This window comes from Tumebacillus avium, assembly GCF_002162355.1.
In the GTDB taxonomy this organism is placed as follows: Bacteria; Bacillota; Bacilli; order Tumebacillales; family Tumebacillaceae; genus Tumebacillus_A; species Tumebacillus_A avium.
In genome coordinates this window covers 4,653,414-4,677,055 of the sequence record NZ_CP021434.1, presented here as the reverse complement: position 1 = coordinate 4,677,055, position 23,642 = coordinate 4,653,414, and the positions used below count along the sequence as shown (strand labels likewise).

At 57.1% G+C, this 23,642-nt stretch carries 22 protein-coding genes, 2 riboswitches and 1 other annotated feature; of the genes, 20 read left to right on the top strand and 2 right to left on the bottom strand.

The genetic code is table 11. The features are described from left to right. The first annotated feature begins 17 nt into the window (after positions 1-17). Positions 18-188, top strand: a complete 171-nt coding sequence (locus tag CBW65_RS24425) for a hypothetical protein (protein WP_157722119.1) — start codon at positions 18-20, stop codon at positions 186-188. A gap of 51 nt (positions 189-239) precedes the next feature. On the opposite strand, the gene CBW65_RS21675 is transcribed toward CBW65_RS24425, so the two are convergent. Next, a complete protein-coding gene (locus CBW65_RS21675; RefSeq protein WP_198299688.1) occupies positions 240-1,103 on the bottom strand; it encodes a C40 family peptidase in 864 nt (287 codons plus the stop codon). Between the two features lie 8 nt (positions 1,104-1,111). Continuing rightward, a riboswitch (cyclic di-AMP (ydaO/yuaA leader) is annotated at positions 1,112-1,262 on the bottom strand. A gap of 92 nt (positions 1,263-1,354) precedes the next feature. After that, positions 1,355-1,507, bottom strand: a complete 153-nt coding sequence (locus CBW65_RS24635) for a hypothetical protein (RefSeq protein ID WP_198299687.1) — start codon at positions 1,505-1,507, stop codon at positions 1,355-1,357. A gap of 140 nt (positions 1,508-1,647) precedes the next feature. On the opposite strand from CBW65_RS24635, the gene CBW65_RS21670 reads away from it, so the two are divergent. The 19 genes from CBW65_RS21670 (at position 1,648) to minC (ending at position 23,625) form a co-directional block, all read left to right on the top strand. Next, entirely contained in the window at positions 1,648-3,075 is a 1,428-nt protein-coding gene (locus tag CBW65_RS21670) for a phosphohexomutase domain-containing protein (RefSeq protein ID WP_087458640.1), read from the top strand. A gap of 246 nt (positions 3,076-3,321) precedes the next feature. Further along, the gene (locus tag CBW65_RS21665; protein WP_087458639.1) at positions 3,322-4,533 is read left to right on the top strand and encodes an ABC transporter permease; all 1,212 of its coding nucleotides are present in this window, start codon (positions 3,322-3,324) and stop codon (positions 4,531-4,533) included. A 1-nt stretch (position 4,534) separates the two neighbouring features. Beyond that, a complete protein-coding gene (locus tag CBW65_RS21660; protein WP_087458638.1) occupies positions 4,535-5,197 on the top strand; it encodes an ABC transporter ATP-binding protein in 663 nt (220 codons plus the stop codon). Next, on the top strand, positions 5,194-5,736 hold the full coding sequence (locus CBW65_RS21655; protein ID WP_087458637.1) for a hypothetical protein: 543 nt from the start codon (positions 5,194-5,196) through the stop codon (positions 5,734-5,736). The genes CBW65_RS21660 and CBW65_RS21655 overlap by 4 nt, the downstream gene beginning before the upstream one ends. Before the next feature lie 63 nt (positions 5,737-5,799). Beyond that, positions 5,800-6,039 (top strand) — a binding site (T-box leader). 79 nt (positions 6,040-6,118) lie between these two features. Next, positions 6,119-8,776, top strand: coding sequence for a valine--tRNA ligase (locus tag CBW65_RS21650; protein ID WP_408646514.1), 2,658 nt, complete (start codon positions 6,119-6,121; stop codon positions 8,774-8,776). A 15-nt stretch (positions 8,777-8,791) separates the two neighbouring features. Next, complete coding sequence (locus CBW65_RS21645) at positions 8,792-10,090, top strand: bifunctional folylpolyglutamate synthase/dihydrofolate synthase (protein ID WP_087458635.1); 1,299 nt, start codon at positions 8,792-8,794, stop codon at positions 10,088-10,090. Between the two features lie 75 nt (positions 10,091-10,165). Next, positions 10,166-11,200, top strand: coding sequence for a type IV pilus twitching motility protein PilT (locus CBW65_RS21640; protein WP_087458634.1), 1,035 nt, complete (start codon positions 10,166-10,168; stop codon positions 11,198-11,200). 268 nt (positions 11,201-11,468) lie between these two features. Beyond that, positions 11,469-11,918: a prepilin peptidase gene (locus CBW65_RS21635; protein ID WP_157722118.1), complete on the top strand. Its 450-nt coding sequence runs from the start codon at positions 11,469-11,471 to the stop codon at positions 11,916-11,918. Between the two features lie 246 nt (positions 11,919-12,164). Next, entirely contained in the window at positions 12,165-13,148 is a 984-nt protein-coding gene (locus tag CBW65_RS21630) for a resuscitation-promoting factor (protein ID WP_087458632.1), read from the top strand. A 158-nt stretch (positions 13,149-13,306) separates the two neighbouring features. Beyond that, positions 13,307-14,197 (top strand): SPOR domain-containing protein, encoded by an 891-nt coding sequence (locus tag CBW65_RS21625; RefSeq protein WP_087458631.1) that lies wholly within the window; start codon positions 13,307-13,309, stop codon positions 14,195-14,197. 40 nt (positions 14,198-14,237) lie between these two features. Further along, positions 14,238-14,329, top strand: a riboswitch (cyclic di-GMP riboswitch). Positions 14,330-14,438: 109 nt separating this feature from the next. Then, positions 14,439-15,317 carry a glycoside hydrolase family 191 protein gene (locus CBW65_RS21620; protein WP_087458630.1) on the top strand — a complete coding sequence of 293 codons (879 nt, stop codon included), beginning with the start codon at positions 14,439-14,441 and terminating at the stop codon, positions 15,315-15,317. A 70-nt stretch (positions 15,318-15,387) separates the two neighbouring features. Continuing rightward, the gene (gene aspA / locus CBW65_RS21615; RefSeq protein WP_087458629.1) at positions 15,388-16,806 is read left to right on the top strand and encodes an aspartate ammonia-lyase; all 1,419 of its coding nucleotides are present in this window, start codon (positions 15,388-15,390) and stop codon (positions 16,804-16,806) included. 220 nt (positions 16,807-17,026) lie between these two features. After that, positions 17,027-17,626, top strand: a complete 600-nt coding sequence (locus tag CBW65_RS21610; protein WP_087458628.1) for a Maf family protein — start codon at positions 17,027-17,029, stop codon at positions 17,624-17,626. Between the two features lie 5 nt (positions 17,627-17,631). Beyond that, positions 17,632-18,336, top strand: coding sequence for a RadC family protein (gene radC / locus CBW65_RS21605; protein ID WP_087458627.1), 705 nt, complete (start codon positions 17,632-17,634; stop codon positions 18,334-18,336). 87 nt (positions 18,337-18,423) lie between these two features. Then, positions 18,424-19,458, top strand: a complete 1,035-nt coding sequence (locus CBW65_RS21600) for a rod shape-determining protein (protein WP_087458626.1) — start codon at positions 18,424-18,426, stop codon at positions 19,456-19,458. 40 nt (positions 19,459-19,498) lie between these two features. Next, positions 19,499-20,374, top strand: a complete 876-nt coding sequence (gene mreC / locus CBW65_RS21595; RefSeq protein ID WP_157722117.1) for a rod shape-determining protein MreC — start codon at positions 19,499-19,501, stop codon at positions 20,372-20,374. Positions 20,375-20,382: 8 nt separating this feature from the next. Continuing rightward, positions 20,383-20,892: a rod shape-determining protein MreD gene (gene mreD, locus CBW65_RS21590; RefSeq protein WP_087458624.1), complete on the top strand. Its 510-nt coding sequence runs from the start codon at positions 20,383-20,385 to the stop codon at positions 20,890-20,892. Between the two features lie 99 nt (positions 20,893-20,991). Beyond that, positions 20,992-22,893, top strand: a complete 1,902-nt coding sequence (locus tag CBW65_RS21585) for a peptidoglycan D,D-transpeptidase FtsI family protein (protein ID WP_087458623.1) — start codon at positions 20,992-20,994, stop codon at positions 22,891-22,893. A gap of 57 nt (positions 22,894-22,950) precedes the next feature. Then, a complete protein-coding gene (gene minC / locus CBW65_RS21580; protein ID WP_087458622.1) occupies positions 22,951-23,625 on the top strand; it encodes a septum site-determining protein MinC in 675 nt (224 codons plus the stop codon). Positions 23,626-23,642 lie beyond the last annotated feature (17 nt).

The following is a 23,642-nucleotide window of genomic DNA, read 5'->3' as shown; positions in this document are numbered from 1 at the left end:
GATAAAGGAGGGATTCGATGGCAACTCTTTTGCTTTTCATTCTCTGCCTGCTGATGATCGCCTACGGACTCCTCCGCTATGCAGTCGCTTTAAAACGCGAGGAAGACAACATCAGCGTCCACCTGCTCTGGGTGCCGGGAGCCGCTTTTTTCTATGCGGCCTGCATGACGGTCTTGCTTCTAACATGAAAAGACACCGTGCCCATCGGGACGGTGTCTTTTGGTGACAAGGGCATTGGTTTAGAGAACCCGCTTCGCGCCAATGTATTTAGCGCCCCAGTAGTACGGATCGTTGATTTTGGCGATGCTGACACCTTTGGAGGAAGTGGCGGAGATAAACTCGCCGTTTCCGGTGTAGATCCCAACATGTCCAACGACGCCTTTCTGATTGAGCGAGAAGAAGACGAGATCGCCAACTTTCAGGGAACTCTTCGCGACAGGTTGTCCTGTTTTGTACTGGTCACGCGAAACGCGCGGCAATGAGACGCTGTTTTTCGCGTAGACATACTGCGTCAAGCCTGAGCAGTCAAAACCTTTCGGAGTCGAGCCGCCCCACACATACGGGGTGCCCATGTAGGCTTTGGCCGTTTTGATGATCTTTTCGCTGATCGGCACATAGACGGGTGCCAGTGCCTGATGCGTTCTTCCATCTGTTGCGATGATCGCCGACAGTGTCGGTTGGTGCCACGTGACGTTAGCGTTCAGCGCTTCGGTGGCAAAGCGCACCGGCACAAACGTGCGGTCCTGCTTCAAGACCGGAACGGTATCCATCAGTTCCGCTTTCCCGTTGACGATGATCTTGCGGTCGCCCGTCTTCAACTGCACGGTCGCAGTACCCTTTTTCATCGTCACCGCCACCTGCTTGCCTTCCAGCTTCCAATCCACCGAATAGCCCATCGACTCGGTCAAAAAGCGAATCGGCACTTGCACGCGATCCGCCCCGTCCAGATACGGTTTCGCATCCGGGAAGGTGACCAGCTTGTCATTGAGCTGCACGCTGTATTTGGGAGCCGGAGCGGCTGCTTCCGCTTCACCTTGCACTTGACACAATATTCCAACAATAGCAAAAACACTGATGGCCAGCTTCGCACGCCATGATTTCATCCTTACAAATACCCTCCTCATTTCGCCTCCGAGGTTAGTTGACGGGTTCGGGAAGAGGATTCCCTTGCTCTCACAAACGGCAGAACATTCACCCCAAAGTGTTGCGTCCCCCGTACTCGTCGAAATCTTTCATTCGACAAGATTCGGCATATTCAGGGTATATTGTAGCATGCAGCAAACGCCCGCCAACAGACGGGAATCGCTGGGAAAAATCAAAAAAGCTGCCCCGAGAATGGAGGGCAGCTTTTTGATCAGGTCCCGACAAACATCGCGACCAGGATCAAGAACAAGATCAGGAGCAAAAAGACATCGAGCACGTTCGGGAAGAACAGCGCCCGGAGGAAGACGATCCCGATCGCGCCGCCAAGGAGGATCTTGACGGTGCGCAGCAGGTAGTAATACATGTGACAGACCCCCGTTTCCAAGTCCTTTCCCTGACAGTGTATGTGCGCCTGCCCGCCCATGGTGCGCAAGTCGTGACAAAAGCCTACTCGGGTGCATAGTCTACAAGACACAAAGTACGCTTGCAGGAGGGACTGTGATCATGGAAATTCGCTTTGGAACAGAAGGCTGGCGCGGTCAGATCGCCGATACCTTTACGATAAGCAACCTCAAACTGGTCTGTCAGGCGATCGCCGACGAACTGCTGGCCCGGGGGACGGCCGAGCAGGGGATGGTGATCGGCTACGACACGCGCTTCCTCTCCGACACGTTTGCCCGCGTCGCAGGACAGGTGCTCGCCGCCAACGGCATTCCCGTCTATCTGCTCGACACCGTCACCCCGACGCCACTCTTATCGTTCGCCGTGCGCTATCTCGGTGCTGCCGGCGGGCTGATGGTCACGGCCAGCCACAACCCGAAGGAATGGAACGGCTTGAAATGGAAAGGCCCGCACGCCGGACCGGTCGGGGAACAAGACATCCGGCAGATGGCAGCCAGGGTCGGGAAATCGGCGGTGCAGTTCATGCCGTTTGACGAGGCGAAAAGCGCCGGCCTGATCCGCCTGACCAATCTGGATACGCAGTATTTCTCCCAGCTCTTCCGCTTTATCGCTCCGGTCGCAAGCAAGAAGCGCAGGCTGCATGTTGTCGTCGATGCGATGCACGGTGCGGCCGGAAATTATTTTGCCAAAGCGCTGGAGGAGATGGGATGCCAAGTCACCCGGCTGCGCTCCGCGCCCGACCCGACTTTTGGCGGCGTCAATCCGGAGCCGATCCAGCAGAACCTCGGACTGTTGATGGAAAAAGTCCTCGAAGTCCACGCCGACCTCGGGCTCGCCACCGACGGGGACGGCGACCGGCTGGGGGCGGTCGATGCGCACGGCAACTTCGTCTCGCCGCAGATCCTGTTTTCGCTGCTGACCTTGCATCTGCTGCGCGAACGTAAATGGAAAGGCGCGGTGGTCAAGACGTTTTCGACCACGGGGATGATCGACAATGTGGCCAGCCTGTATGAAGTGCCGCTGCGTGAAGTGCCGATCGGGTTCAAGTATATCTGTGACGTGATGCAAAGCGAAGAGGTGCTGATCGGCGGCGAAGAGAGCGGAGGCATCGGCATTCCGCGCCACATGCCGGAGCGCGACGGCATCTTCTCCGGGATGCTCCTGATCGAGCATCTGCTCGGGTCGGGACAAAAGCTGACCGAGGCGGTCGACAACCTGATGTTCCTCGCCGGGCACCATGCGTACGACCGCGCCGATCTGCATCTGGAGCAGAAGAAAAAGGAGCTCCTGCTGAAATCCCTGCGCCAAAAGCCGCGCACCTTTGCCGGCTTTGCGGTGGAAGAGGTGCAGACGCTCGACGGCATCAAATACCGGCTGGCCGGCGGCGGATGGATCTTGTTCCGTCCCAGCGGCACCGAGCCGCTCCTGCGCGTCTACGCCGAAGCGAAAGACCCGGCCGATGTGCAAAAGCTGATCGGGGCGGCGATTCAGCTGATCGAGCAGGGGAAATCGGCGGCGAAAGACCGCTAAACGAGCATCCAAAGGCGGCCAACACGTGCGCCTTTGGATTTTTTTGGCGTTCCCGCCCAATACTACTCTGTAAGACACTTGAGGAACGGGGGACGCATGATGTTCAGTTCGGCAGAGATTTTTTTTAATTTGGTCTGGTTGGCGCTGTTGCTGCTTGGTACAATGATTACGGTCTTCATTTTACGAAAAAGTGACCCGTTTGATGACGGTCCTTCCGTCGAGGACGAGACGGAAGAGGTGTAGACGATGTGGCAGCGTATTCGGTGGGCGTGGCGCAATCTGTGGCGCAAACCGCTGCGCAGTTCGCTGTTGCTCACCTCGACGGCGATCACGGCAGCGATGCTGTTTTTGAGTTACTTTTTTCTGATGTCGGTCGATCGGAGCCTGACCGCAAGCGATGCCCGCTTTGGCGCCGATGTGATGGTGGTGCCGAAGAATTACGGCAAGGTGGCGGAGCAGGTGATGATCACAGGCGAAGTGAGCTCGTTTTATATGCCCGGCTCCGTCGTGGCGAAACTGCGGGAGATCCCGGAGGTGCAAGCTTTGACGCCGCAGCTGTATCTGGAGACGTTCTCCGGGACGTGCTGCCAGGTCGAAGGCGATTTCCCGGTGGTCGCGTTTGATCCCAAGACCGATTTTACCTTGAAAGGGTATTTCAGCGGGGCCGGCCGGGAGCTGACCTCCGATAAGGTGATCGTCGGCAGCGACGCCGGCGGGAAAAACGCGATCTACCACCTGCAGTACAAGGCCTATCGGGAGACGCTCAAGCTGTTTGGGCATGATTTTCAGCTCGCCCGTGTGCTGTTTCCGACCGGGACAGGCGCGGACCACACGATCTATATGACGCTCGATGCGGCAAGGAAGCTGCGCGAGGCGGGCGGCAACGGGCTTACTTTTCCCAAGGACAGCGTGTCGGTGGTGCTGGTGAAGACCCTGCCCGGCGACGAAGAGTTTGTCAAACGGCAGATCGAGCGCAAGATTCCCGAGGCGTCGGCGGTGACCGGCACCAAGCTGCGCGAGACGATCACGCGGCAGTTGTTTCCGCTGCGGCTGCTGTCGTACTCGATGATCGGCGTAGTGATTTTGATGGCGGCGATTCAGGGGATGACCTTGTTTTCGGCACTGGTCAATGAGCGGATGCGCGAGATCGGCATGTTCCGGGCGCTTGGCGCCGGAAAGTGGGCGGTGTACCGGCTGCTGCTGACCGAATCCCTGCTCGCGAGCCTGACGGGCGGGACGGTCGGCGTGTTTCTGGTCGCGGCGATGCTGGCCGACAACGAGGCGGTGATCGCCAAGGCGTTTCAACTGCCGCTCTTGTTTCCTGATTTTCTGCCGTCGATCCTGCTGGCGACGGGGGCGGTGCTGTTGACAGCTCTGATCGGGATGCTGGCGGCCGCGGTGCCGATTCGCTCGATTTTGCGGCAGAATCCTTATGACGCGATTCGGGAGGGCGAGTAGGATGCTGAAGCTGACGGGTGTCAAGAAGACCTACAAGAGCACGCAAGGCTTCGTGCGGGCGCTGCGGGGTGTCGATCTGGAGATCAGGGACGGCGATTTTCTCGCCGTGATGGGGCCGTCGGGCAGCGGCAAGTCGACGTTGCTGTCGATCATCGGACTGCTCAGCGCGCCGACGAAAGGGTCGGTAATGATCGGGGGACGGGAGACGAGCGGGCTGCGCGAACGGGAGCGGACGAAGCTCCGGTCGGAGGAGATCGGGTTCGTTTTTCAATTTCCCAGTCTTGTCTCCACGCTCAATGTGCGAGAAAATGTAGTATTGCCAAAAATGCTGGCAGGCGCTGTCAGCGACGCAGACCATTTGCGGGCGGATGAGCTGCTCGAACTGGTCGGGCTTGGCAAGCGCGGCGAAGACCGCTCCTACGTCCTGAGCGGCGGGGAGCAGCGGCGCGTGGCGCTTGCCCGGGCGCTGATGAACGATCCGCGCCTGCTGCTGGCCGATGAGCCGACCGGGGCGCTCGACGACGAGACGGCGGCGGAGATGATCGACCTGTTACATACGGCCAACACAGCGGGCAAGACCGTGGTGATGGTCACGCATGACAAGGCGATGGCCCGGCGGGCGCATCGTCTGGTACAGATTCGGGATGGAGTGATGGTGGAGTGAAAGGTTTGAATTGGCGTTTTCTCTTGATTACTGCAGGTGTATTGGGTCTCTTGGCAGGCCTCTTGCCGGTCTTCCTCGGCGATCAGTATCTGTTTACAACCTTGCCGATCGCGATGATGTTTTCTTCATTTTTCATCGTGCCGCGCATCAAGGACAAAAAGCTGCCGAGCGCCGTTTTTGTCACGCTGCTGACGGCGGTCATCTCGCTGGTCGTCTTCTTTATCTACCAGTTTGCAACGCTTGATCCGGCGATTGCCAAGGCCAACCTGAAGACGGCGATGGTCAACCTGCCGATCACGGTGCTGATCATTTCGCTGGCCGGTTCCTGGGTGTTTGTGAAAACAAACGAGTGGACGGAGAAGAAGCGCAAGGAAGTCGAAGCGAAGATGGCTGCGAAAAACGGGGACAAGGGCAAAGATAAAGACAAAGGCAATGGCAAAACGTCTGCAGCTACCAAACTGCGCGAGGCGCGCGGGCAGAAGACGTATGTGCCGCACGCGACGAAAAAGCGCTATCGCAACACCAAGAAGAAAAAATAGTGCGTTTCGGCTTTGACAAGAAGTGTCTTTGCTGTATACTATGTATCAAACAACCTGACACAAGCATTGGCTTTGATGGGAAAGAGTAGGTTTTGAAAGCTCTCAGAGAGGGTGGCTGACACGCTGCGAGGCCGCCTGGGCAGAAGAAGCTGAACGTCGTCCCGGAGTCGTTTTCCTGAACGCGCATTTTGAGTGCGCCGGGTAGGGAAAACCGGTGAATCCGTTATCTTCCCGAGCGCGCAGGACTCTTGTCTTGCGAACTAAAGGTGGTACCGCGGAAGCAGCGTCTCTTTCGTCCTTTTTATGAGGATGAAAGGGACTTTTTTATTTTCACCTATGATTTTGATGTGTATTTTGAGTTCTAAAATGGAGGCAGATGGAGATGGAAGAGAAAAACATTCCGAAAGTGTATGATCCCAAGGCGGTAGAAGACCGCCTGTACAAATGGTGGATCGAGCAAGACCTGTTTAAAGCAAACAGCGAAGCGGACAAAGAGCCGTACGCGATCGTGATCCCGCCGCCGAACGTCACCGGCGTGCTGCACATGGGTCACGCGCTCGACTTCACCCTGCAGGACGTGCTGGTCCGCCGCAAGCGCATGCAAGGCTATGACGCGCTGTGGCTGCCGGGCACCGACCATGCCGGCATCGCGACCCAGGCGAAAGTGGAAGGCATGCTTCGCGAAGAAGGCACGTCCCGCTACGACCTTGGACGCGAGAAGTTCCTTGAGAAGGTGTGGGAGTGGAAAGAGAAGTACGCCGACACCATCCGCAACCAGTGGAGCAAGATGGGCTTCTCGCTCGACTACTCCCGCGAGCGCTTCACGATGGACGAAGGCTTGTCCAAGGCGGTTCGCCTCGTCTTCGTCAAGCTGTATGAAAAAGGCCTGATCTACCGCGGCAAACGCATCATCAACTGGGACCCGGCTGCCCGCACCGCGCTCTCCGATATCGAGGTGGAGTACAAAGACGTGCAAGGCGCCTTGTACCACATGCGCTACCCGCTCAAAGACGGCAGCGGCTCGATCGTTGTCGCGACCACCCGTCCGGAGACGATGCTTGGCGATACGGCAGTTGCGGTGCATCCGAGCGATGAGCGCTACCAGCACATGATCGGCAAGATGCTCGACCACCCGATCACCGGCCGCGAGATCCCGGTTGTGGCCGATGAGTATGTTGACATGGAATTCGGCACCGGCTGCGTCAAGATCACCCCGGCGCACGACCCGAACGACTTTGAGATCGGCCAGCGCCACAACCTTGAGCAGATCATCGTCATGGACGAAGGCGGCCAGATGAACGACAATGCCGGTCCGTACGCAGGTCTGGACCGATTTGACGCCCGCAAGAAACTGGTTGCCGATCTGCAGGAAACAGGCGTGCTCTTCAAGATCGAAGAGCACATGCACTCGGTCGGCCACTCCGAGCGCTCCGGCGCTGTAGTCGAGCCGTTCCTGTCCACCCAGTGGTTCGTAAAAATGCAGCCGCTGGCAGACGAAGCGATCGCGCTGCAGAAGACGGATGACAAAGTCCGCTTCGTGCCGGACCGTTTCGAGCGCACCTACCTGCACTGGATCGAAAACATCCGCGACTGGTGCATCTCGCGTCAGCTGTGGTGGGGCCACCGCATCCCGGCGTGGTACTGCGACCATTGCGGCGAGACGATCGTTTCGCTGGAAGCGCCGACCGCGTGCAGCAAGTGTGGCCACGACAGCCTGCGCCAAGATGAAGATGTGCTCGACACTTGGTTCTCCTCCGGTCTCTGGCCGTTCTCGACGATGGGCTGGCCGGAACAGACGGAAGACCTCAAGCGCTACTACCCGGGCAATGTTCTGGTCACCGGCTATGACATCATCTTCTTCTGGGTGGCGCGGATGATCTTCACGGCGCTGGAGTTCACCGACACCAAGCCGTTCCAGGATGTGCTGATCCACGGCTTGATCCGCGACTCCGAAGGCCGCAAGATGTCCAAGTCGCTCGGCAACGGCGTCGACCCGCTCGACGTGATTGAAAAATATGGCGCAGACGCGCTGCGCTTCATGCTGATGACCAACGCATCGCCGGGCAACGACCTGCGCTTCTTCTGGGAAAAAGTTGAGTCGGCGCGCAACTTTGCGAACAAGATCTGGAACGCGTCGCGCTTTGTGGAGATGAACCTCGGCGACGACTTCAACTACCAGGGTCTGGCTGGCGCGACTCAGCTCGGCACGGCAGACAAGTGGATTTTGCACCGCCTGAACGAAGCGGTTCAACAGGTGAACGCGCGTCTGGAGAACTACGACTTCGGCGGCGCAGGTTCGGCGATCTACGAATTCCTGTGGAACGAATACTGCGACTGGTACATCGAGCTCGCGAAAATGCCGCTCAACGGCGAAGATGAAGCGGCGAAGACCACGACGAAAAACGTGCTGATCTACGCGCTTGACCAGTCCCTGCGCCTCCTGCATCCGTTTATGCCGTACCTGACCGAAGAGATCTGGCAGCACTTGCCGGTGCACGCGGAAGGCGAATCGATCATGAAGGCGACCTACCCGGCATTCTCTGCGGAGCACAACGATGCGCAGGCTGAGCAGGAGATGAACCTGCTGATCGACCTGATCCGTTCCGTTCGCAACACCCGCGCGGAGATGAACGTTCCGCCGTCCCGTCCGATCACTTTGCTGATCAAGGCGAAAGATGCGCAGACCGCAGATATCTTGAACCGCGGCGAGTCGTACATCCGCCGTTTCTGCAACCCGGATGAGCTGACGATCGGCACCGACATCGCAGCGCCCGACAAGGCGGTTTCCAACGTGGTCACCGGTGCCGAGCTGTTCATGCCGCTGGCCGGCCTGATCGACCTCGACGCGGAGATCTCCCGTCTGCAAAAGGAAGAGAAGAAGCTGGACGGCGAAGTGGAGCGCATCGAGAAGAAGCTGAACAACCAGGGCTTCGTGGCGAAAGCGCCGGCCGATGTGATTGAAACAGAAAAGGCCAAACTGGCCGACTATGAAGAGAAGCGTGAAAAAGTACGCGCCCGCATTGCTGAATTGCGCGGCTAAAGGAGTACCAAATACGTGTCTGCAATCGATTGGATTCACAGCTTTGACCGTTTTGACGGAAAGGGCGGGATCAAGCCGGGACTGGAGCGCATGGTAGCGATGCTCGACCGGCTTGGCCGTCCGCACGACGCTCTCCGATTTGTGCATGTGGCCGGCACGAACGGCAAAGGCTCGACCTGTTCGTACCTCGCATCGATGCTGCAGACAGCCGGATACAAGGTCGGACTGTACACCTCGCCTTATCTTATTCAGTTCCATGACCGGATGACTGTCGGCGGCGTGAACATTTCCGATGCTGACCTTGCCGACATCGTCGGGCAGCTGCGTCCCGTCGTCGAGGAAGTGGCGGCGACGGAGGCGGGGCGGCCGACCGAGTTTGAAGTGCTCAGCGTGGTCTCGATCATGCACTACGCGCGGCAAGAGGTCGATGTGGTCGTGTGGGAGACCGGGCTTGGCGGGCGGTTGGATTCGACCAATGTGGTGACGCCGCTCTTGAGCCTGATCACCAATGTCGGGATGGATCATCAGGCGATCCTCGGTGACACCATCGAGCAGATCGCCGCTGAAAAAGCGGGCATCATCAAGCCGGGCGTGCCGGTGCTGACGACCGCATGGGGCAAGGCGCTTGAGGTGATTGCGCAGACGGCGGACGAGAACGGGTCGGAGCTTTTGCAGTTCGACCGTGATTTTTCGGCGGAGCGCACGGCGTTTGGCTGGGACGGGCAGACGTTTGACTGGCAGGGGCCGGGCGTTGCGTTTGGCGGCCTGCAGATCAAAATGCTCGGTCAGCACCAGATCTTTAATGCGTCGCTGGCGGTGGCTGCTTGCGTCAAGCTTCGGGAGCTGGGCATTGAGGTCTCGGAGGAAAGCATGCGTGCCGGGCTGATGAACACCGTGTGGGCCGGACGCTTGGAAGTGGTGGCACAGTCGCCGCTGACGGTGCTCGACGGCGCGCACAACCCGGAAGGCGCGCAGGCGCTTGGGGCGGCGCTGCAGGAATTGATGCCGGAGCGTAAGGCCGTGCTGATCGTCGGCGTGATGGCAGACAAGGCGATTCCGGAGGTGTTGGCGCCGCTGTTGCCTTTGGCTTCGCAGGTGATCGTGACGCGGGCTGATATGCCGCGATCGGCATCGGTGGAGACACTGGCGCAGATGATTCATGGGCTCGACCCGGAACTGCCGGTTGCTTTGTCGCAATCGGTGGAAGAGGCGTTCCGCCTCGCCCGGGAGCGGGTGCAGGGGACGGATGAGACGATCGTTTGCACCGGTTCCTTGTACATGATCTCAGAAGCGCGCGCGCTGTTCTTTCATTAAATAACAGTACGATGGCAAGGACCCTGGAAACAGGGTCCTTCTTTCATGGCCGGACACAGGAGAGGAGTGAAGGGGATGAAGATGTGGGCGTTTTTGCGGGTGGGGATGGAACGAGGAGCATCCGATGTGCATGTGACGGTGGGAGCGCCGCCGATGATGCGGGTGGACGGGGAGTTGCTGCCGATGCCGGGGCGGGATGTATTGCGGGCAGAGGACACGTTGGAACTGGTGCAGGAGCTGCTTGATGCAAAGATGCAGGCGGTGTTGCGGGAGCGGGGCGAGTGTGATTTTTCCTATGAACTGCCGGAGGGGCAGCGCTTTCGGGTGCAGGCGTTTCGAAGATTGGGAGATTTGGCGCTGGCGGTTCGGGTGATCCCACGGCGGGTGCCGACGGCGGAGGAGTTGGGGCTGTCCCCGGTGATTTTGTCGTTCGGAGAGCGGAGGCAGGGTTTGTTTTTGGTGACGGGGCCGACGGGCAGCGGGAAGTCGACGACGCTGGCCTGCTTGCTGGAGGAGATCAATCGGACTTCGCGGCGGAGGATTCTGACTTTGGAAGATCCGGTCGAGTATCTGCATGTCCATCGGCAGAGCCTGATCGATCAGCGGGAAGTTGGACGGGATACGAGGTCGTTTGCGGACGGGCTGCGTGCGGCGTTGCGGCAGGACCCTGATGTGATCTTGGTAGGGGAGATGCGAGATTTGGAGACGATCGCAACGGCAGTCACGGCGGCGGAGACGGGGCATCTGGTGCTGGCCACGCTGCATACGTCCGATGCGCCGCAGACGATCGACCGGATTCTCGATGTGTTCCCCGCCGAAGGACAGCGCCAGATCCGGGCGCAGCTGGCCTCGGTGCTGCTGGGCGTCGTCTCGCAGCGTCTGTTGCCAAAGCGAGCAGGCGGCGGGCGTGTCGCCGTCCAGGAGATCCTCGTTAACACCCCCGGCGTCGCCAACCTCATCCGCACCGAAAAGTCCCACCAGCTCCGCACCGCCATGCAAACCGGCAAAGCGCACGGCATGCAGACATTCGACATGCACCTGCAGGAGTTGGTAAGTAAGGGCGTGATTGATCCAGACACAGCAAAAAAACACCTCATGGCGATGCCATAAGCGTGATGTGAAAGCGTGATGTGAAAGCGTGAGGTGAAGACGTGAGGTGAAGACGTGAGGTGAAGACGTGAGGTGAGAGTGTGGGTTTGAAAAAACGGTATATTGTTGTTTTCGAGATTCGATTAGAAAATCGAGGTGGCGTCTTATGGGGATTTTGCAAAGGGTGATATCTAAGGAGTCATGGAGGTCTCGCTTGTTGTGCTCCGCGATGGCGATGACCATTTTACTATTCGTAGCAGTACAGGGGGGCTTAACCGGGGAAACATTTGTGGTTGGTACGCTGTTTTTGGTGCTCATCACACTGACCGTCACCGACCTGCAATCCATGTTGATGCCCAATCGGGTCGTGTATCCGTCGCTCGCTGTGCTGTTCGTGCTGCGCCTCTGGATTCATCAAGAACCGCTCATGCACTACCTGCTGGGCTTCGTGGCCGGATTTGCAGCTTTGGCGCTGCTTGGGCTGGTGTCAAACGGGCTGGGCGGCGGCGATGTTAAAGTGTTCGCGATGATTGGACTGGTTCTGGGGGTCAAAGGCGTACTCTTCGCCCTCTTTTTCTCCTGCTTGTGGGGGACGCTGATCGGCTTGCCCCTGCGGTGGTCCGGGCGGATCAGACCCCGTCAGCACATTCCGTTTGGCCCGTTTATTTTGCTCGGCTCCCTCACCGCCTGGGCTTACGGCGACGCGGTCTGGCGGTGGTATTGGATGCAGTGGGGCTAATCGGCAGATGATTTGTCCTTACTTTTGTTGGTTCTTGTAACTTTATCACCCGCATAATCTGACTACGTACCTCCGGTGCGAGAGTGAAAGAACGTCAAACCTTGTCGAATCGTGACAATATTCAGTCATTTCCAGTTCCGCCCATTGCCAGATTCGGAAAGTAGGGGTATACTGTATCCAGTTCTTGTCCGCATTAATTTGGGGGTAGTTTCCAGCGTGGGAAATTACAAAAGAAGAGGTGGTTGAGTGCAAAAGGTCAACCGTAAGTCTGTCTACTGCTTGTCTGCAGCGGCTGTCGCACTTCTGATCGGAGGCGTGGCAACAGCATCGTCCACTTACAAGACTGTAACCTTGGAAGTTGACGGACAGAAGCAGGAAATCTCCGGTTTCCAACTTGGAACGGTAGGAGAGCTGTTGCGCGACAAAGGCGTAACGGTAGGAACAGAAGACTTGGTGCAACCTGCAGCTTCAGACGCACTTGCAGAAGGAACTATGATCACAGTCACACATGCAAAATCAGTTCAAATCCAGGACGGCACCAAAGAATTGGTCAGCGTGAAGACGCAGGCCGGCACGACTGAAGAATTATTGAAAGAACTTGGCATCAATCTGAACAAAACTGATAAGACCAGTCTGGAACTGAGAGCCTCCATCGAAAGCGGACAAAAGATCACGATTACACGCATGTCTGAAGAAGTGAAAGTCGCAGAAGAATCTATACCTTTTCAGACCGAACGCCAGCCAGATGCCAACTTGTACACAGGCACTGAGAAAGTGCTGACATCCGGTGTGGAAGGGAAAGCCAAGATCACAACGAAAATTGTGCTCGAAAATGGCAAAGAAGTCGATCGCAAGGAAGAGCGCACAGTCGTCAGCGAACCGGTTAACCAAGTCGTCTCCTACGGAACGCAGCAGCGTCCGATCGTAGTAGCGAGCCGGGGTAGCGATACCAACCTGACGGCAACGAAAGTGCTCACCATGGCTGCCTCGGCTTACTCGATGCCGGGAGCGCGGACCGCCTCGGGCGGTGCTGCGGGACCGGGGACGATCGCGGTGGATCCGAACGTGATTCCGCTCGGTACGAAGCTGTATATCGAGGGATACGGATACGGAGTTGCAAGCGATGTCGGCGGGTCGATCAAAGGCAATCGCATTGACATTCATTTTGATACTCGCGAACAGGCGCTTCAATTCGGCCGCCGTGCAGTGACGGTTCATATCCTGAACTGATCTGATCCTACTATAAGTAAAGACGGAAGAAGATGCTGTTTGGTTTCGGACCGGACAGCATCTTTTTTGTTTTTCTCATCTTTTTTCTTGTCATAGCTTAGCAACTGCTTTCATAGACTCTAGCAACTAGACTCGGAGTTTGAAAAGGAGCGGTGAGCATGGACAAACCACAAGTGACCGTACACATCAAAAGCAAAAACGCAGCCCCGGCCGACACCTATACCCGATTTCCCTCCCGGTTGCAGCGCGGGTTGCAGAGCAGCACCGGAAAGGGCAAGATCGTGTTTCCGTTTCTGCTCGCAACCTTGACCGGCGTGCTGCTTGGCGTCTGCCTGCTCCTGCTGTTTAAAGGGCAAACTTCCACAGGCGTCGTCTCGGCGACCTCGCCTGATGCGCAGGCGGCGCAGCCGGGCGGCGGGATCCCTGCCGTCAGCGCCGACGCGGAGCTGCCCGGCGTTACGCTGTACGCGATGCAGATCGGCGTGTTCAAGGACCGCGCCCGCGCCGAATCGCTGCAGGCGGCCGTCGCGGACAAAGGCGTGGGCACGGTGATCCGCGGCACCGACCAGTTTCAGGTGTTCACCTCGGTCACGGCAGATAAAGCGGCCGGCAAGCAGTTGGAGGCGAAACTGAAGGAACTGGAAATTCAGCACTATCCCAAAGAATTCATCATCCCGGCCCGCACCGGCAAGATGGCGGGCGTGACCGATGCGGATGCAAAAACGATCACCGCAGGCATCGCCAAAGAATTGCAGCTCGCCTCCACTGTTCTGCCGCTGGCGCTTCAACCGGCGCCCGATGCGGCCAAAGCCAAAGCGTTTGTCCCGGAGCTCGCCTCCCTCGACACGGAGCTGAAGAATTGGCAGAGCATCCTCGCCAAAGCGAACCGCGCAGAGGAAAAAGCCCTGTTGGAAAAAATGCACAGCTCGCTGTCGGAAGCGGTGTCAGCCGTTCAGGAAGGCAAAGGGATGTTCGCCGCGCAAGTCAAGCTCACCGCCTTCTATCTCGGCTATGAATCTCTGATTACCAACTTGATTAAAAGTGAGTAGACAAAGCGTGTGTGCGGCATTTACAATAGGGGTAACCTCATACGGGTAAGGGCAAACTTGTCGAAAGGCAAGGACGCAAAGCCATGGGTCTTCGGACGGCAGATCGCCGTCACAGACAGCCAGGTTGCAGGAGGCAGACCTTACTCTGCCACACTCTGTTGCTGTTACAGTGCAGATATCCAGCGCCCTTCCTTATACGGAGAGGGCGTTTTTCATATTTGCAACAAGGAGCGTAGACCTCATGAAAAAAATGATGCGTAACCTCTCGACCCTCTGTCTTGCAGTCTCTCTGGTCACGGGGGCAGCTGCGGCAAACGTCGCATTGGCTCAGACGAAGGCAACTGCCGTCAAGCCGAAGCCCAGCTCCCTGGCCGGGATTGATTCCTATACAATCTACTACGGCGAGCCGAAGAAGGCCGCCTTGCAAAAGCTGACCGCCTATGACCTGGTCGTCATCGAACCGCGCCTTTGGACCAAGGCTCAAGTCGATATCTTGAAGCAACAAGGGGTCAAAGTGCTCGGCTACCTGAGCGTGCTGGAGCAGTACAAGGACTCCGAGTTGCTCAAGAAGGCGACTTCGGCCGACTACCTGACCATCAAAGGCAAGCGCGACTTCCGTTCGGACTGGGAGTCCTGGTCGATGGATATCAACAGCGCGCACTACTCCGAGCTGCTCCTCGAAGACTATCGCAGCCACGTGCTCGCCAAAGGGCTGAACGGCGTGTTCCTCGATACGATGGGCAACGCGGATGACGGCATCTGGCCGGCCGATGTTTCCACTCGCCAGCGCGAAGGTGCGGTGAAGTTTGTCGCAACGCTGCGCGCCGCATTCCCGGCACAGGCGATCGTGCAAAACTGGGGCCTGACCGCGCTGAAAGACCGCACCGCGCCTTACATTGACGGCATCTTGTGGGAAGATTTTGACCCGAAGGTCGTGAGCAAAGACCAGTGGAGCCAGAATCGAATGAAGGAGCTGTCCGCTCTGAAGCAAAAACACGGCATCACTGTGCTCACTGTGGATGTCGGGCTGACCGGCAAGCAGAAGAACAACTATCTGCAGCTCAATACCAAGCTTGGCTATGTAGGACAAGTGATCAAGAAAAGCTATGATGAACTCTAATGGATGAAACGGTAAAGTATGGTACGATAGAGTAACATTTGGTATATACACAAAGGAGTTGCCCTCTATCATGACAGGCTATCGCGTAGAAAAAGACCTTCTCGGCACCAAAGACGTGCCGGTAGACGCATATTATGGCATCCAGACCTTGCGTGCAGTTGAGAACTTCCCGATCACCGGCATCCCGCCGCATGTGGAGATGATCCGCGCCCTTGCAGCAGTCAAAAAAGCGGCTGCCCTCGCCAATATGGAAGTCGGCGTGCTGAAGAAAACCATCGGCGAAGCGATTTCCCAAGCTGCTGATGAAGTGCTTGACGGTCAGTTTCACGACCAGTTTATTGTCGATTCCATCCAAGGCGGCGCAGGCACTTCGATGAACATGAACGCCAACGAGGTGATCGCCAATCGGGCGATCGAACTGCTCGGCGGCGCGAAAGGCGAATATCTGCACTGCTCGCCGAACACGCACGTCAACATGGCCCAGTCGACCAACGATGTGTTTCCGACCTCGATCCGCATCGCGTCGCTGAATCTGGCCAAGGGCGTTGTCACCGAATTGGACAACCTCCGCCTGGCCTTGCAGGTGAAGGCGCAGGAATTTGATCAGGTGATCAAGATGGGCCGGACCCATCTGCAAGATGCTGTTCCGATTCGTCTCGGGCAGGAATTCGCCGCCTATGCGCGAGTGATCTCCCGCGACCATGAGCGGGTCGTGCGTTCGCTCGACAACCTGCGCGAGATCAACATGGGCGCGACGGCGGTCGGCACCGGGCTTAACGCCGATCCGCGCTATATCGTCAAAGTGACCGAGCACCTTCGTTCGATCACCGGACTTGATCTCAAACGCGCCGATGATCTCGTCGATGCTACGCAGAACACCGATGCGTACACCGAAGTGTCGAGCGCCTTAAAGATCTGTGCTGTGAACCTGTCGAAGATCTGCAACGACATTCGATTGATGGCATCCGGGCCGCGGACCGGCCTTGGCGAGTTGAACTTGCCGCCGCGCCAGCCGGGCTCCTCGATCATGCCGGGGAAAGTCAACCCGGTCATGGCCGAAGTGGTCAACCAGGTCGCGTTCCAAATCATCGGCAACGATCACACCATCTCGCTCGCCTCGGAAGCGGGCCAGCTGGAACTGAACGTGATGGAGCCGGTGCTCGTCTTCAACCTGCTGCAGTCGCTGTCGATTCTGCAAAACGCATTGCGCGTCTTCCGCGAACGCCTGATCGAAGATCTGACGGCGAACGTGGAGCGGTGCCGCCAGCTGGTCGAGATGAGCGTAGGTGTCGTGACGGCGATCAACCCGCATGTCGGCTATGAGACGGCAACGATGGTGGCAAAGGAAGCGATCCAAACCGGACGGTCGGTCCGCGAGATCTGCCTCGAGCGCGGCATCCTCACCGAAGAAGAGCTCGATGTGATCTTGAATCCGTTTGAGATGACATCGCCGGGTATCGCAGGAAGCAAGCTGCTGTTTGGTGAATAATGCAGGAAGAAAGATCCGCCTGAAACGGGGCGGGTTTTTCTTTGTCAAATTCGTGTCAACTTCTGTCGCCGTTCTGTTCTGGACAGTCAACAAGATAAAGAGTATATTATCATGGACATAGCTTTTCTTTTTCCAGGACAGACTAAAATAATCCAGAGTAGCCAGAAACGGTATTGTGCATCTGTTTCTTGGAAAACGAACATGGAGGCGAAGGGCCGCTATGCAGGATAAGCTGTTGGTGCTGGCATCCGGATCTCCGCGCCGGAAAGAGCTTCTGGCGGGTCTGGGAATGTCATTCGAAGTGATTGTGAGCGATGTGGACGAATCGTTTGAACCGGGCGTCGACCCGGTGGAACTTGTCCAAGAGCTGGCGTACAGAAAGGCCAAAGCAGTTGCGAATTCTTTATCTCATGGGCTCGTCCTCGGTGCGGACACCATTGTTGTAAGCGATGGGGTCATCCTTGGCAAGCCGGTTGATGAAGAAGATGCGAAAAGAATGTTGTCCAAGTTGTCCGGACATGCGCATATGGTGTATACAGGGATCGCTTTTGTGGAAGCGGGCGGCGGGCAGGAAGTGCGCGACGTTTGCGGCACCCGAGTGGTGATGAAAGAACTGTCCCCGGAACTCATCGCGCGTTATGTGGCCAGCGGCCATCCGATGGACAAGGCGGGCGCTTACGGCATTCAAGGGGCTGCTTCCGCTTTCATTCCGGAGATTCAAGGCGACTATTTTAACGTAGTTGGCTTGCCTGTCTCCCGTGTGGCGGATCATTTGGTGCGTTTCGGATTTGAAGTCTTGGCATCACCAGAAGGCAGGTGACCGGCATGGGTGCAGTACTGCACGCAAGTCAGCCGGTGCTGGTGCGGGAGATCCCAAAGGAAGACCGCCCGCGCGAACGCATGATGCTTCATGGCGCAGAATCGCTCAGCAATGCGGAACTGCTCGCCATCTTGCTTCGCACGGGCTCCCGCGGCTGTTCGGCGGTCGATTTGGCCGAGCAGATTTTGAAACGCCTTGGCGGTATCCGATACCTGATCGACGCGGATCTGAGTGAACTGACTGCACTGCCGGGTGTCGGGGTGGCCAAAGCCACAGAGCTGAAGGCTGCCATCGAGATCGGACGCCGGGTCGCACGCGTGAAAAACGAAGCGCGCCCGACGTTCGCATCACCGAAAGATGCGGCAGATTACATGATGGACCGCTTGCGATTTCACCTGAAAGAGCATTTTTTCGTGCTCCATCTGGACACGAAAAACCGCTTGATCGGGGAAGAGATCGTGTCGATCGGTTCGCTGGACTCCTCGATCGCTCATCCGCGCGAAATTTACAAGACTGCGCTCAAGAAAAGCGCCGCTTCGATCATTTGCCTGCACAACCACCCAAGCGGTGACCCGACGCCAAGTTTTGATGATGTAAAAGTGACCCGCCGTCTGGTGGAAGCCGGACAGATCCTGGGTATTGAACTGCTTGACCACATCATCATCGGCGAAAATTGCTACATAAGCATGCAGGAAAAAGGCTGGCTGTAACACTAGGCATAGCCCTGTCTCATGCTGTATAATAATCAGTTGTTAACATAACTTGTCCCCTCAGGTTTCGGGAAGGAGTAATTACTAATGTTTAACAGGTTCTCAAGAGATATGGGTATTGACCTGGGCACAGCCAATACCCTCGTATATGTAAAAGGCAAAGGCATCATCATTCGCGAACCGTCTGTTGTTGCGACTCGCAGCGACACCGGTGAGATCAAGGCGGTCGGGGAAGAGGCGAAGCAAATGATCGGCCGCACCCCGAGCAACATCCGCGCAGAACGCCCGATGAAAGACGGGGTCATCGCCGATTTCGAAACGACGGCGACGATGCTTCGCCATTTCATCCGCCAGGCGACGGCGAAGAACAAAGGCTTGTTCTTCTCGCCGCCGCGCGTTGTGATCTGCGTTCCGTCCGGCATCACCGCTGTGGAACGCCGTGCGGTGGAAGACGCGGCGCGCGAAGCGGGCGGCCGTGACCCGCAGGTGATCGAAGAGCCGATGGCAGCCGCGATCGGCGCAGGTCTGCCCGTTGGCGAACCGACCGGCAGCATGGTCGTTGACATCGGCGGCGGCACGACCGAAGTCGCAATCATTTCGCTTGGCGGCATCGTCACATCCCGTTCGATCCGCGTGGCGGGCGACGAGATGGACGAAGCGATCATCCAGTACATCAAGAAAGCGTACAACCTGATGATCGGTGAACGCACCGCTGAAGAATTAAAGATGACGATCGGCTCTGCCATCCCGTCCGACAAGGAAGAGACGATCGACGTGCGCGGCCGCGACCTCGTCACCGGCCTGCCGAAGACTTTGACCATCACCGCGACCGAAATCGCCGAGGCGCTGGCCGACACGGTCAACTCGATCGTCGAAGCGGTCAAGATCACCTTGGAGAAGTCGCCGCCTGAGCTGGCTGCCGACATCATGGACCGCGGGATCGTGCTGACCGGCGGCGGCGCGCTGCTCAAGAACCTCGACCGTCTGCTGTCCCGCGAGACCGGCATGCCGGTTCTGGTGGCGGAGAACCCGCTCGACTGCGTGGCGATCGGCACCGGCAAATCGCTGGAGTACAGCCACCTGTTCAAGAGCACCGACAACAAAAAGCGGCGTGCGCGCTAATACAGCCCTATCAGGCGTTACAAAAGGAAGTGGGTAACGGGTGACCCGATTTTTTACAAGCAAGAGAATGATGGCGCTTCTGGCCAGTTTCATCTTGCTCGCCGCTTTGGTTGGTCTGACGCTGCGGGAGCGGGAGAAGCCGACATGGCCGGAAGCATTCCTCATCGACGCGTTCGGTTGGGTGCAGGGCGTCATCTACGCTCCTGTGCACCACGTTGCCGGCTTCTTTGAGGAAATTCAGAACATCAAAGCATTGTATGAGGAGAACGCCAAGCTCAAGTCCAACCTGAACGACTATTCTTCGATGGCGATTCAGGTGGAAGTGCTGCAACGGGAGAACAAAAAGCTCAAAGACGATCTCTACAAGCTCAAAGACATCTCCGGTCAATTTGACCTCGTGTCTGCCAACGTTGTCGGGCGCAGCCCGTCCTCGTGGAACAAAGAAATCACCATCGACGTCGGCAGCAAGAGCGGCGTCGAGAAAGACATGGCGGTCATCACCGCCAATAAAGGGCTGGTCGGCCGCGTCTATGAAGTCACGCCGTACCATTCCAAAGTGCTGCTCCTCACCGACAAAGAACGAATGGGGATCTCAGCAAAAGTCTTGAACAACGATGAGAAAAACATCGCGTACGGCATCGTCAGCGGCGCCACCAATGACTTGTCGCACACCGACAAGGTGCGGGTGGAGATGACGGGCATCACGCTCGACACCAAAGTGGAAAAAGGCCAGAATGTTGTCACCTCCGGCCTCGCCTACACGCTCTTTCCGGCCAACTTGTACATCGGGAAGATCGCGAGCGTGACCGAAGACAAACTGGGCCTGACCCAGACGGCAGAGATCGAGCCGGCTGCCAGCCTCGGCTCCTTGGAATTCCTCTATGTAGTGAAAAAAGCCAAGGCTGAAGCAAGGTAGGTGAGAAGATGCATCCGCTGCTGATACTCCTTACTTTGATGGGGGCGCTGGTCGTGCAGTCTACCGTCCTGCAGGTACAGCCGTTCTCCTTTATCGCGCCGAATCTTATCGTGGTCTTCCTGCTGTACGTCAGCATGATGCGCGGGTCGCTGACCGCTTTGTATTGCGGCCTTTTGATCGGCCTGATTCAAGATATCCTGTTTGGCACCTATCTGGGGCTGTATGCGTATACGTTTGCGACGGTCGGCTATTTTGCCGGCATGACGTTCCGCTCGTATTGGACGCGCCAACTGGTCATGGTCATCCTGATCATGCTTGGGTACAGCTTCCTCGCCGAACTCACCGCGTACGGACTGAGCCGCTTGTTCGGCTATGCGCACGTCGACCTGATGGCGGCGGTGACGCATACGGTGCGCATCATGATCTGGAACGGAATCTTTGCTTTGCTTTTGTATGTCCCGTCTGTCAAATTGCTGGCGACGGAACGCAACAGAAGCTTGGCTGAAGAATCCTTGTAATTGTTGTCCTTTCAGCCACGTGGTACGGCGAAACGTCAAGTTTGCGCTGCTCTTCGTGGCTCTTTTCGATGAAACAATGGGAGAGGGGTGAACGTTGTCGTGACGAACCAGGATAAAGAAAAGCTGACCGGCGCCTCGAAGCGCATGAGCCTGTTGTTTGTGATCATCTTTTTCGCGCTGGCCGTGCTGATCTTCCGTCTGAGCTTCGTGCAGCTCTCGCAAGGGGAAACGTTTTTGGCGAGCGCCGAGACCAACCGCTATATCGAATTGTCCATTCCGGCGCCGCGCGGCAGCATTTATGACCGGGATAAAGTCGAGCTTGTCGGGAACAAGCCCGCGTTTACGATCACCTATCAGATCCTGAGCGGAGTGGGTCAGAATTCGATGGACCTGATCGGCGAACTGCATCAGATCTTTGAGATGACCCCGGAAGAGATGTACGAGAAGATGGACCCGGAAGCAGAAAAATACGGCCGGACCATCGCCCGCAAAATCATTTCCGATGCCAAGCCGCAGCAGGTGGCGTATGTCCGGGAGCACGCCAACGAACTGCCTGGCATCAACGTGGTCGTCGAGCCGATCCGCAGCTACCGGTTCAACAACTCCGGATCGCATGTGCTCGGCTACCTGAACAACATCGACGAAGAAGAGTGGGAAAGCTACAAGGCCAAAGGCTATGAGCAAAATGAGATCGTCGGCTGGGCCGGCGTGGAGAAGCAATATGAAGAATTCCTGCACGGTCAAAACGGGACGCTGAAAGTCGAAGTCAACCGCAACTACCAGCCGCTGCAAGACAAGCGCACGGAAGACCCGGTCAAAGGCCACGACTTGATCCTCACGCTCGACAAAGACCTGCAGGCGGCCACCGAGCAGGCGCTGAAAGATCAGATTCAGGCGCTCAAAGGCTCCGTTTCGACGGTTGAACACGCAGCGGCGATCGCGATGAACCCGAAAACGGGGGAAATCCTCTCGATGGCAAGCTACCCGGACTTCGATCCGAACTTATATATCAAAGGTTTCAGCACCAAAGAATACAACGAGATGATCCTGCCCGGGATCATGAACCGCGCGATTCAGCAGGTGTATCAGCCGGGTTCGACGGTGAAGATGTCGACCGTGCTGATCGGTCTCAAGGAAGGCATGATCTATCCGAGTTCCGGCCTGTATGACTCCGGCGCGATTCAGGTCGGCTGGACGATCGACGGCAAGCCGAACATGATCTCCTCCTGGCAGGCGCTCGGCTATGTCGATCCGGTCAAGGCGCTGGCCGTATCTTCGAACGTCTACATGATCGACATTTTCAAACGCTTCGGGAAGTACAACGACTACATGAGCAATGCTGAAGTCAGCACGTTCCTCGACAGCTATCTGCCGGCTTCGATGAAGAAGATCTTGGCGTACCATGCCGAGTTTGGCCTGGGCAAAGTCAAGACCGGCGTCGACTTGCCGTATGAAGAGCAAGGCGGGGTAACCGAAGAGAAAAACGCAGGCGACCTGGCGTTTTCGGCGATCGGCCAGTCGGAGCATTACACCTTGATGCAGCTGGCGCAATACGTTTCGACGATCGCCAACGACGGCAAGCGGATGGAGCCGCACGTCGTCAGCGAGATCATCGGCCCGGACAACAAGCAGGTGAAGAAGTTCCAGCCGAAAGTGTTAAACAAGCTCTCGTTTACCGATGAACAGATCGACCTCGTCCAGCGCGGGATGCGCGACGTAATTGCCCAGCCGTACGGCACGTTCTACTCCGTGCTGCACGATTTCCGCTACCCGGTCGCAGGCAAAACCGGCACGGCGGAGACGGGGCGCGGCACTGAGAACTCCCTGTTCGTCGGCTACGCTCCTTACGACAATCCGGAAGTGGCGATCGCGATCATCATCCCGGATAACAAAAAGAACTCGCACTCCTATGACAGCGTTGGTCCAATTGCGAAAAAAATGTTCGATACGTACTTTAAGCTGAAAGAACAGAAACAACTCACCTTGAGTGAAGGAAAATAGAAATCTTTCACGAATAAGTTACGATGCAATGCGAGTGTTTTTAACAGGAGGACCGGCATGGGACATCAAACGGGATGTGAAACACTACGAACCAGAACGCCCGTGACGATCAAGGGGATCCGTGATGGACTGGTCTTCATCTTACATGATGAGTGTTCTCTGGATGAGATCCTGGAAGATCTGGAAGAGAAGGTGAACGGCACTCACCGTCAACTGCTGGCGGGTCCGATCATCAAAGTCACGATACAGACCGGGGGTCGCAAGTTCTCCGCCGAACAGGAAGCGAAGGTTCGCAAGAAGCTTTCCAGTCACGGCAATCTGATCATCCAAGAGTTTCAATCGGCCTGGGATGCGATGATTCAACTGCCGAAGCCGTCGCAGCGCGTCCACTATGGCACGGTCCGATCGGGTCAAGTGATCGAGCATGACGGCGATGTTGTGGTGATCGGCGATATCAACCCGGGCGGCCAGGTGCTGGCGACGGGCGACATTTTTGTAATGGGTACACTGCGCGGCATGGCGCATGCCGGATGCAAAGGCAATGAGGAAGCGGTCATCGCAGCCGTATTTTTTCAGCCGTCCCAACTGCGGATTCACGATGTGATCAGCCGCGCGCCGGACACAGGCGAAACGCAGCCTTTGGAGACGGAAATGGAGTTTGCCTACTTGCGCGAACGTCAAATGGCGGTCGATAAACTCAGCCATCTATATAGCATTAGGGCCCGTGATTGATTTAAGGAGGGAACTAA

Bases quoted from the DNA above. Each gene is read 5' to 3' on its own strand.
- CBW65_RS24425 (WP_157722119.1), top strand. From the start codon at position 18: ATGGCAACTCTTTTGCTTTTCATTCTCTGCCTGCTGATGATCGCCTAC.
- CBW65_RS21675 (WP_198299688.1), bottom strand. From the start codon at position 1,103: ATGAAATCATGGCGTGCGAAGCTGGCCATCAGTGTTTTTGCTATTGTT.
- CBW65_RS24635 (WP_198299687.1), bottom strand. From the start codon at position 1,507: ATGTATTACTACCTGCTGCGCACCGTCAAGATCCTCCTTGGCGGCGCG.
- CBW65_RS21670 (WP_087458640.1), top strand. From the start codon at position 1,648: ATGGAAATTCGCTTTGGAACAGAAGGCTGGCGCGGTCAGATCGCCGAT.
- CBW65_RS21665 (WP_087458639.1), top strand. From the start codon at position 3,322: ATGTGGCAGCGTATTCGGTGGGCGTGGCGCAATCTGTGGCGCAAACCG.
- CBW65_RS21660 (WP_087458638.1), top strand. From the start codon at position 4,535: ATGCTGAAGCTGACGGGTGTCAAGAAGACCTACAAGAGCACGCAAGGC.
- CBW65_RS21650 (WP_408646514.1), top strand. From the start codon at position 6,119: ATGGAAGAGAAAAACATTCCGAAAGTGTATGATCCCAAGGCGGTAGAA.
- CBW65_RS21640 (WP_087458634.1), top strand. From the start codon at position 10,166: ATGAAGATGTGGGCGTTTTTGCGGGTGGGGATGGAACGAGGAGCATCC.
- CBW65_RS21625 (WP_087458631.1), top strand. From the start codon at position 13,307: ATGGACAAACCACAAGTGACCGTACACATCAAAAGCAAAAACGCAGCC.
- CBW65_RS21620 (WP_087458630.1), top strand. From the start codon at position 14,439: ATGAAAAAAATGATGCGTAACCTCTCGACCCTCTGTCTTGCAGTCTCT.
- aspA (WP_087458629.1), top strand. From the start codon at position 15,388: ATGACAGGCTATCGCGTAGAAAAAGACCTTCTCGGCACCAAAGACGTG.
- CBW65_RS21610 (WP_087458628.1), top strand. From the start codon at position 17,027: ATGCAGGATAAGCTGTTGGTGCTGGCATCCGGATCTCCGCGCCGGAAA.
- radC (WP_087458627.1), top strand. From the start codon at position 17,632: ATGGGTGCAGTACTGCACGCAAGTCAGCCGGTGCTGGTGCGGGAGATC.
- CBW65_RS21600 (WP_087458626.1), top strand. From the start codon at position 18,424: ATGTTTAACAGGTTCTCAAGAGATATGGGTATTGACCTGGGCACAGCC.
- mreD (WP_087458624.1), top strand. From the start codon at position 20,383: ATGCATCCGCTGCTGATACTCCTTACTTTGATGGGGGCGCTGGTCGTG.
- minC (WP_087458622.1), top strand. From the start codon at position 22,951: ATGGGACATCAAACGGGATGTGAAACACTACGAACCAGAACGCCCGTG.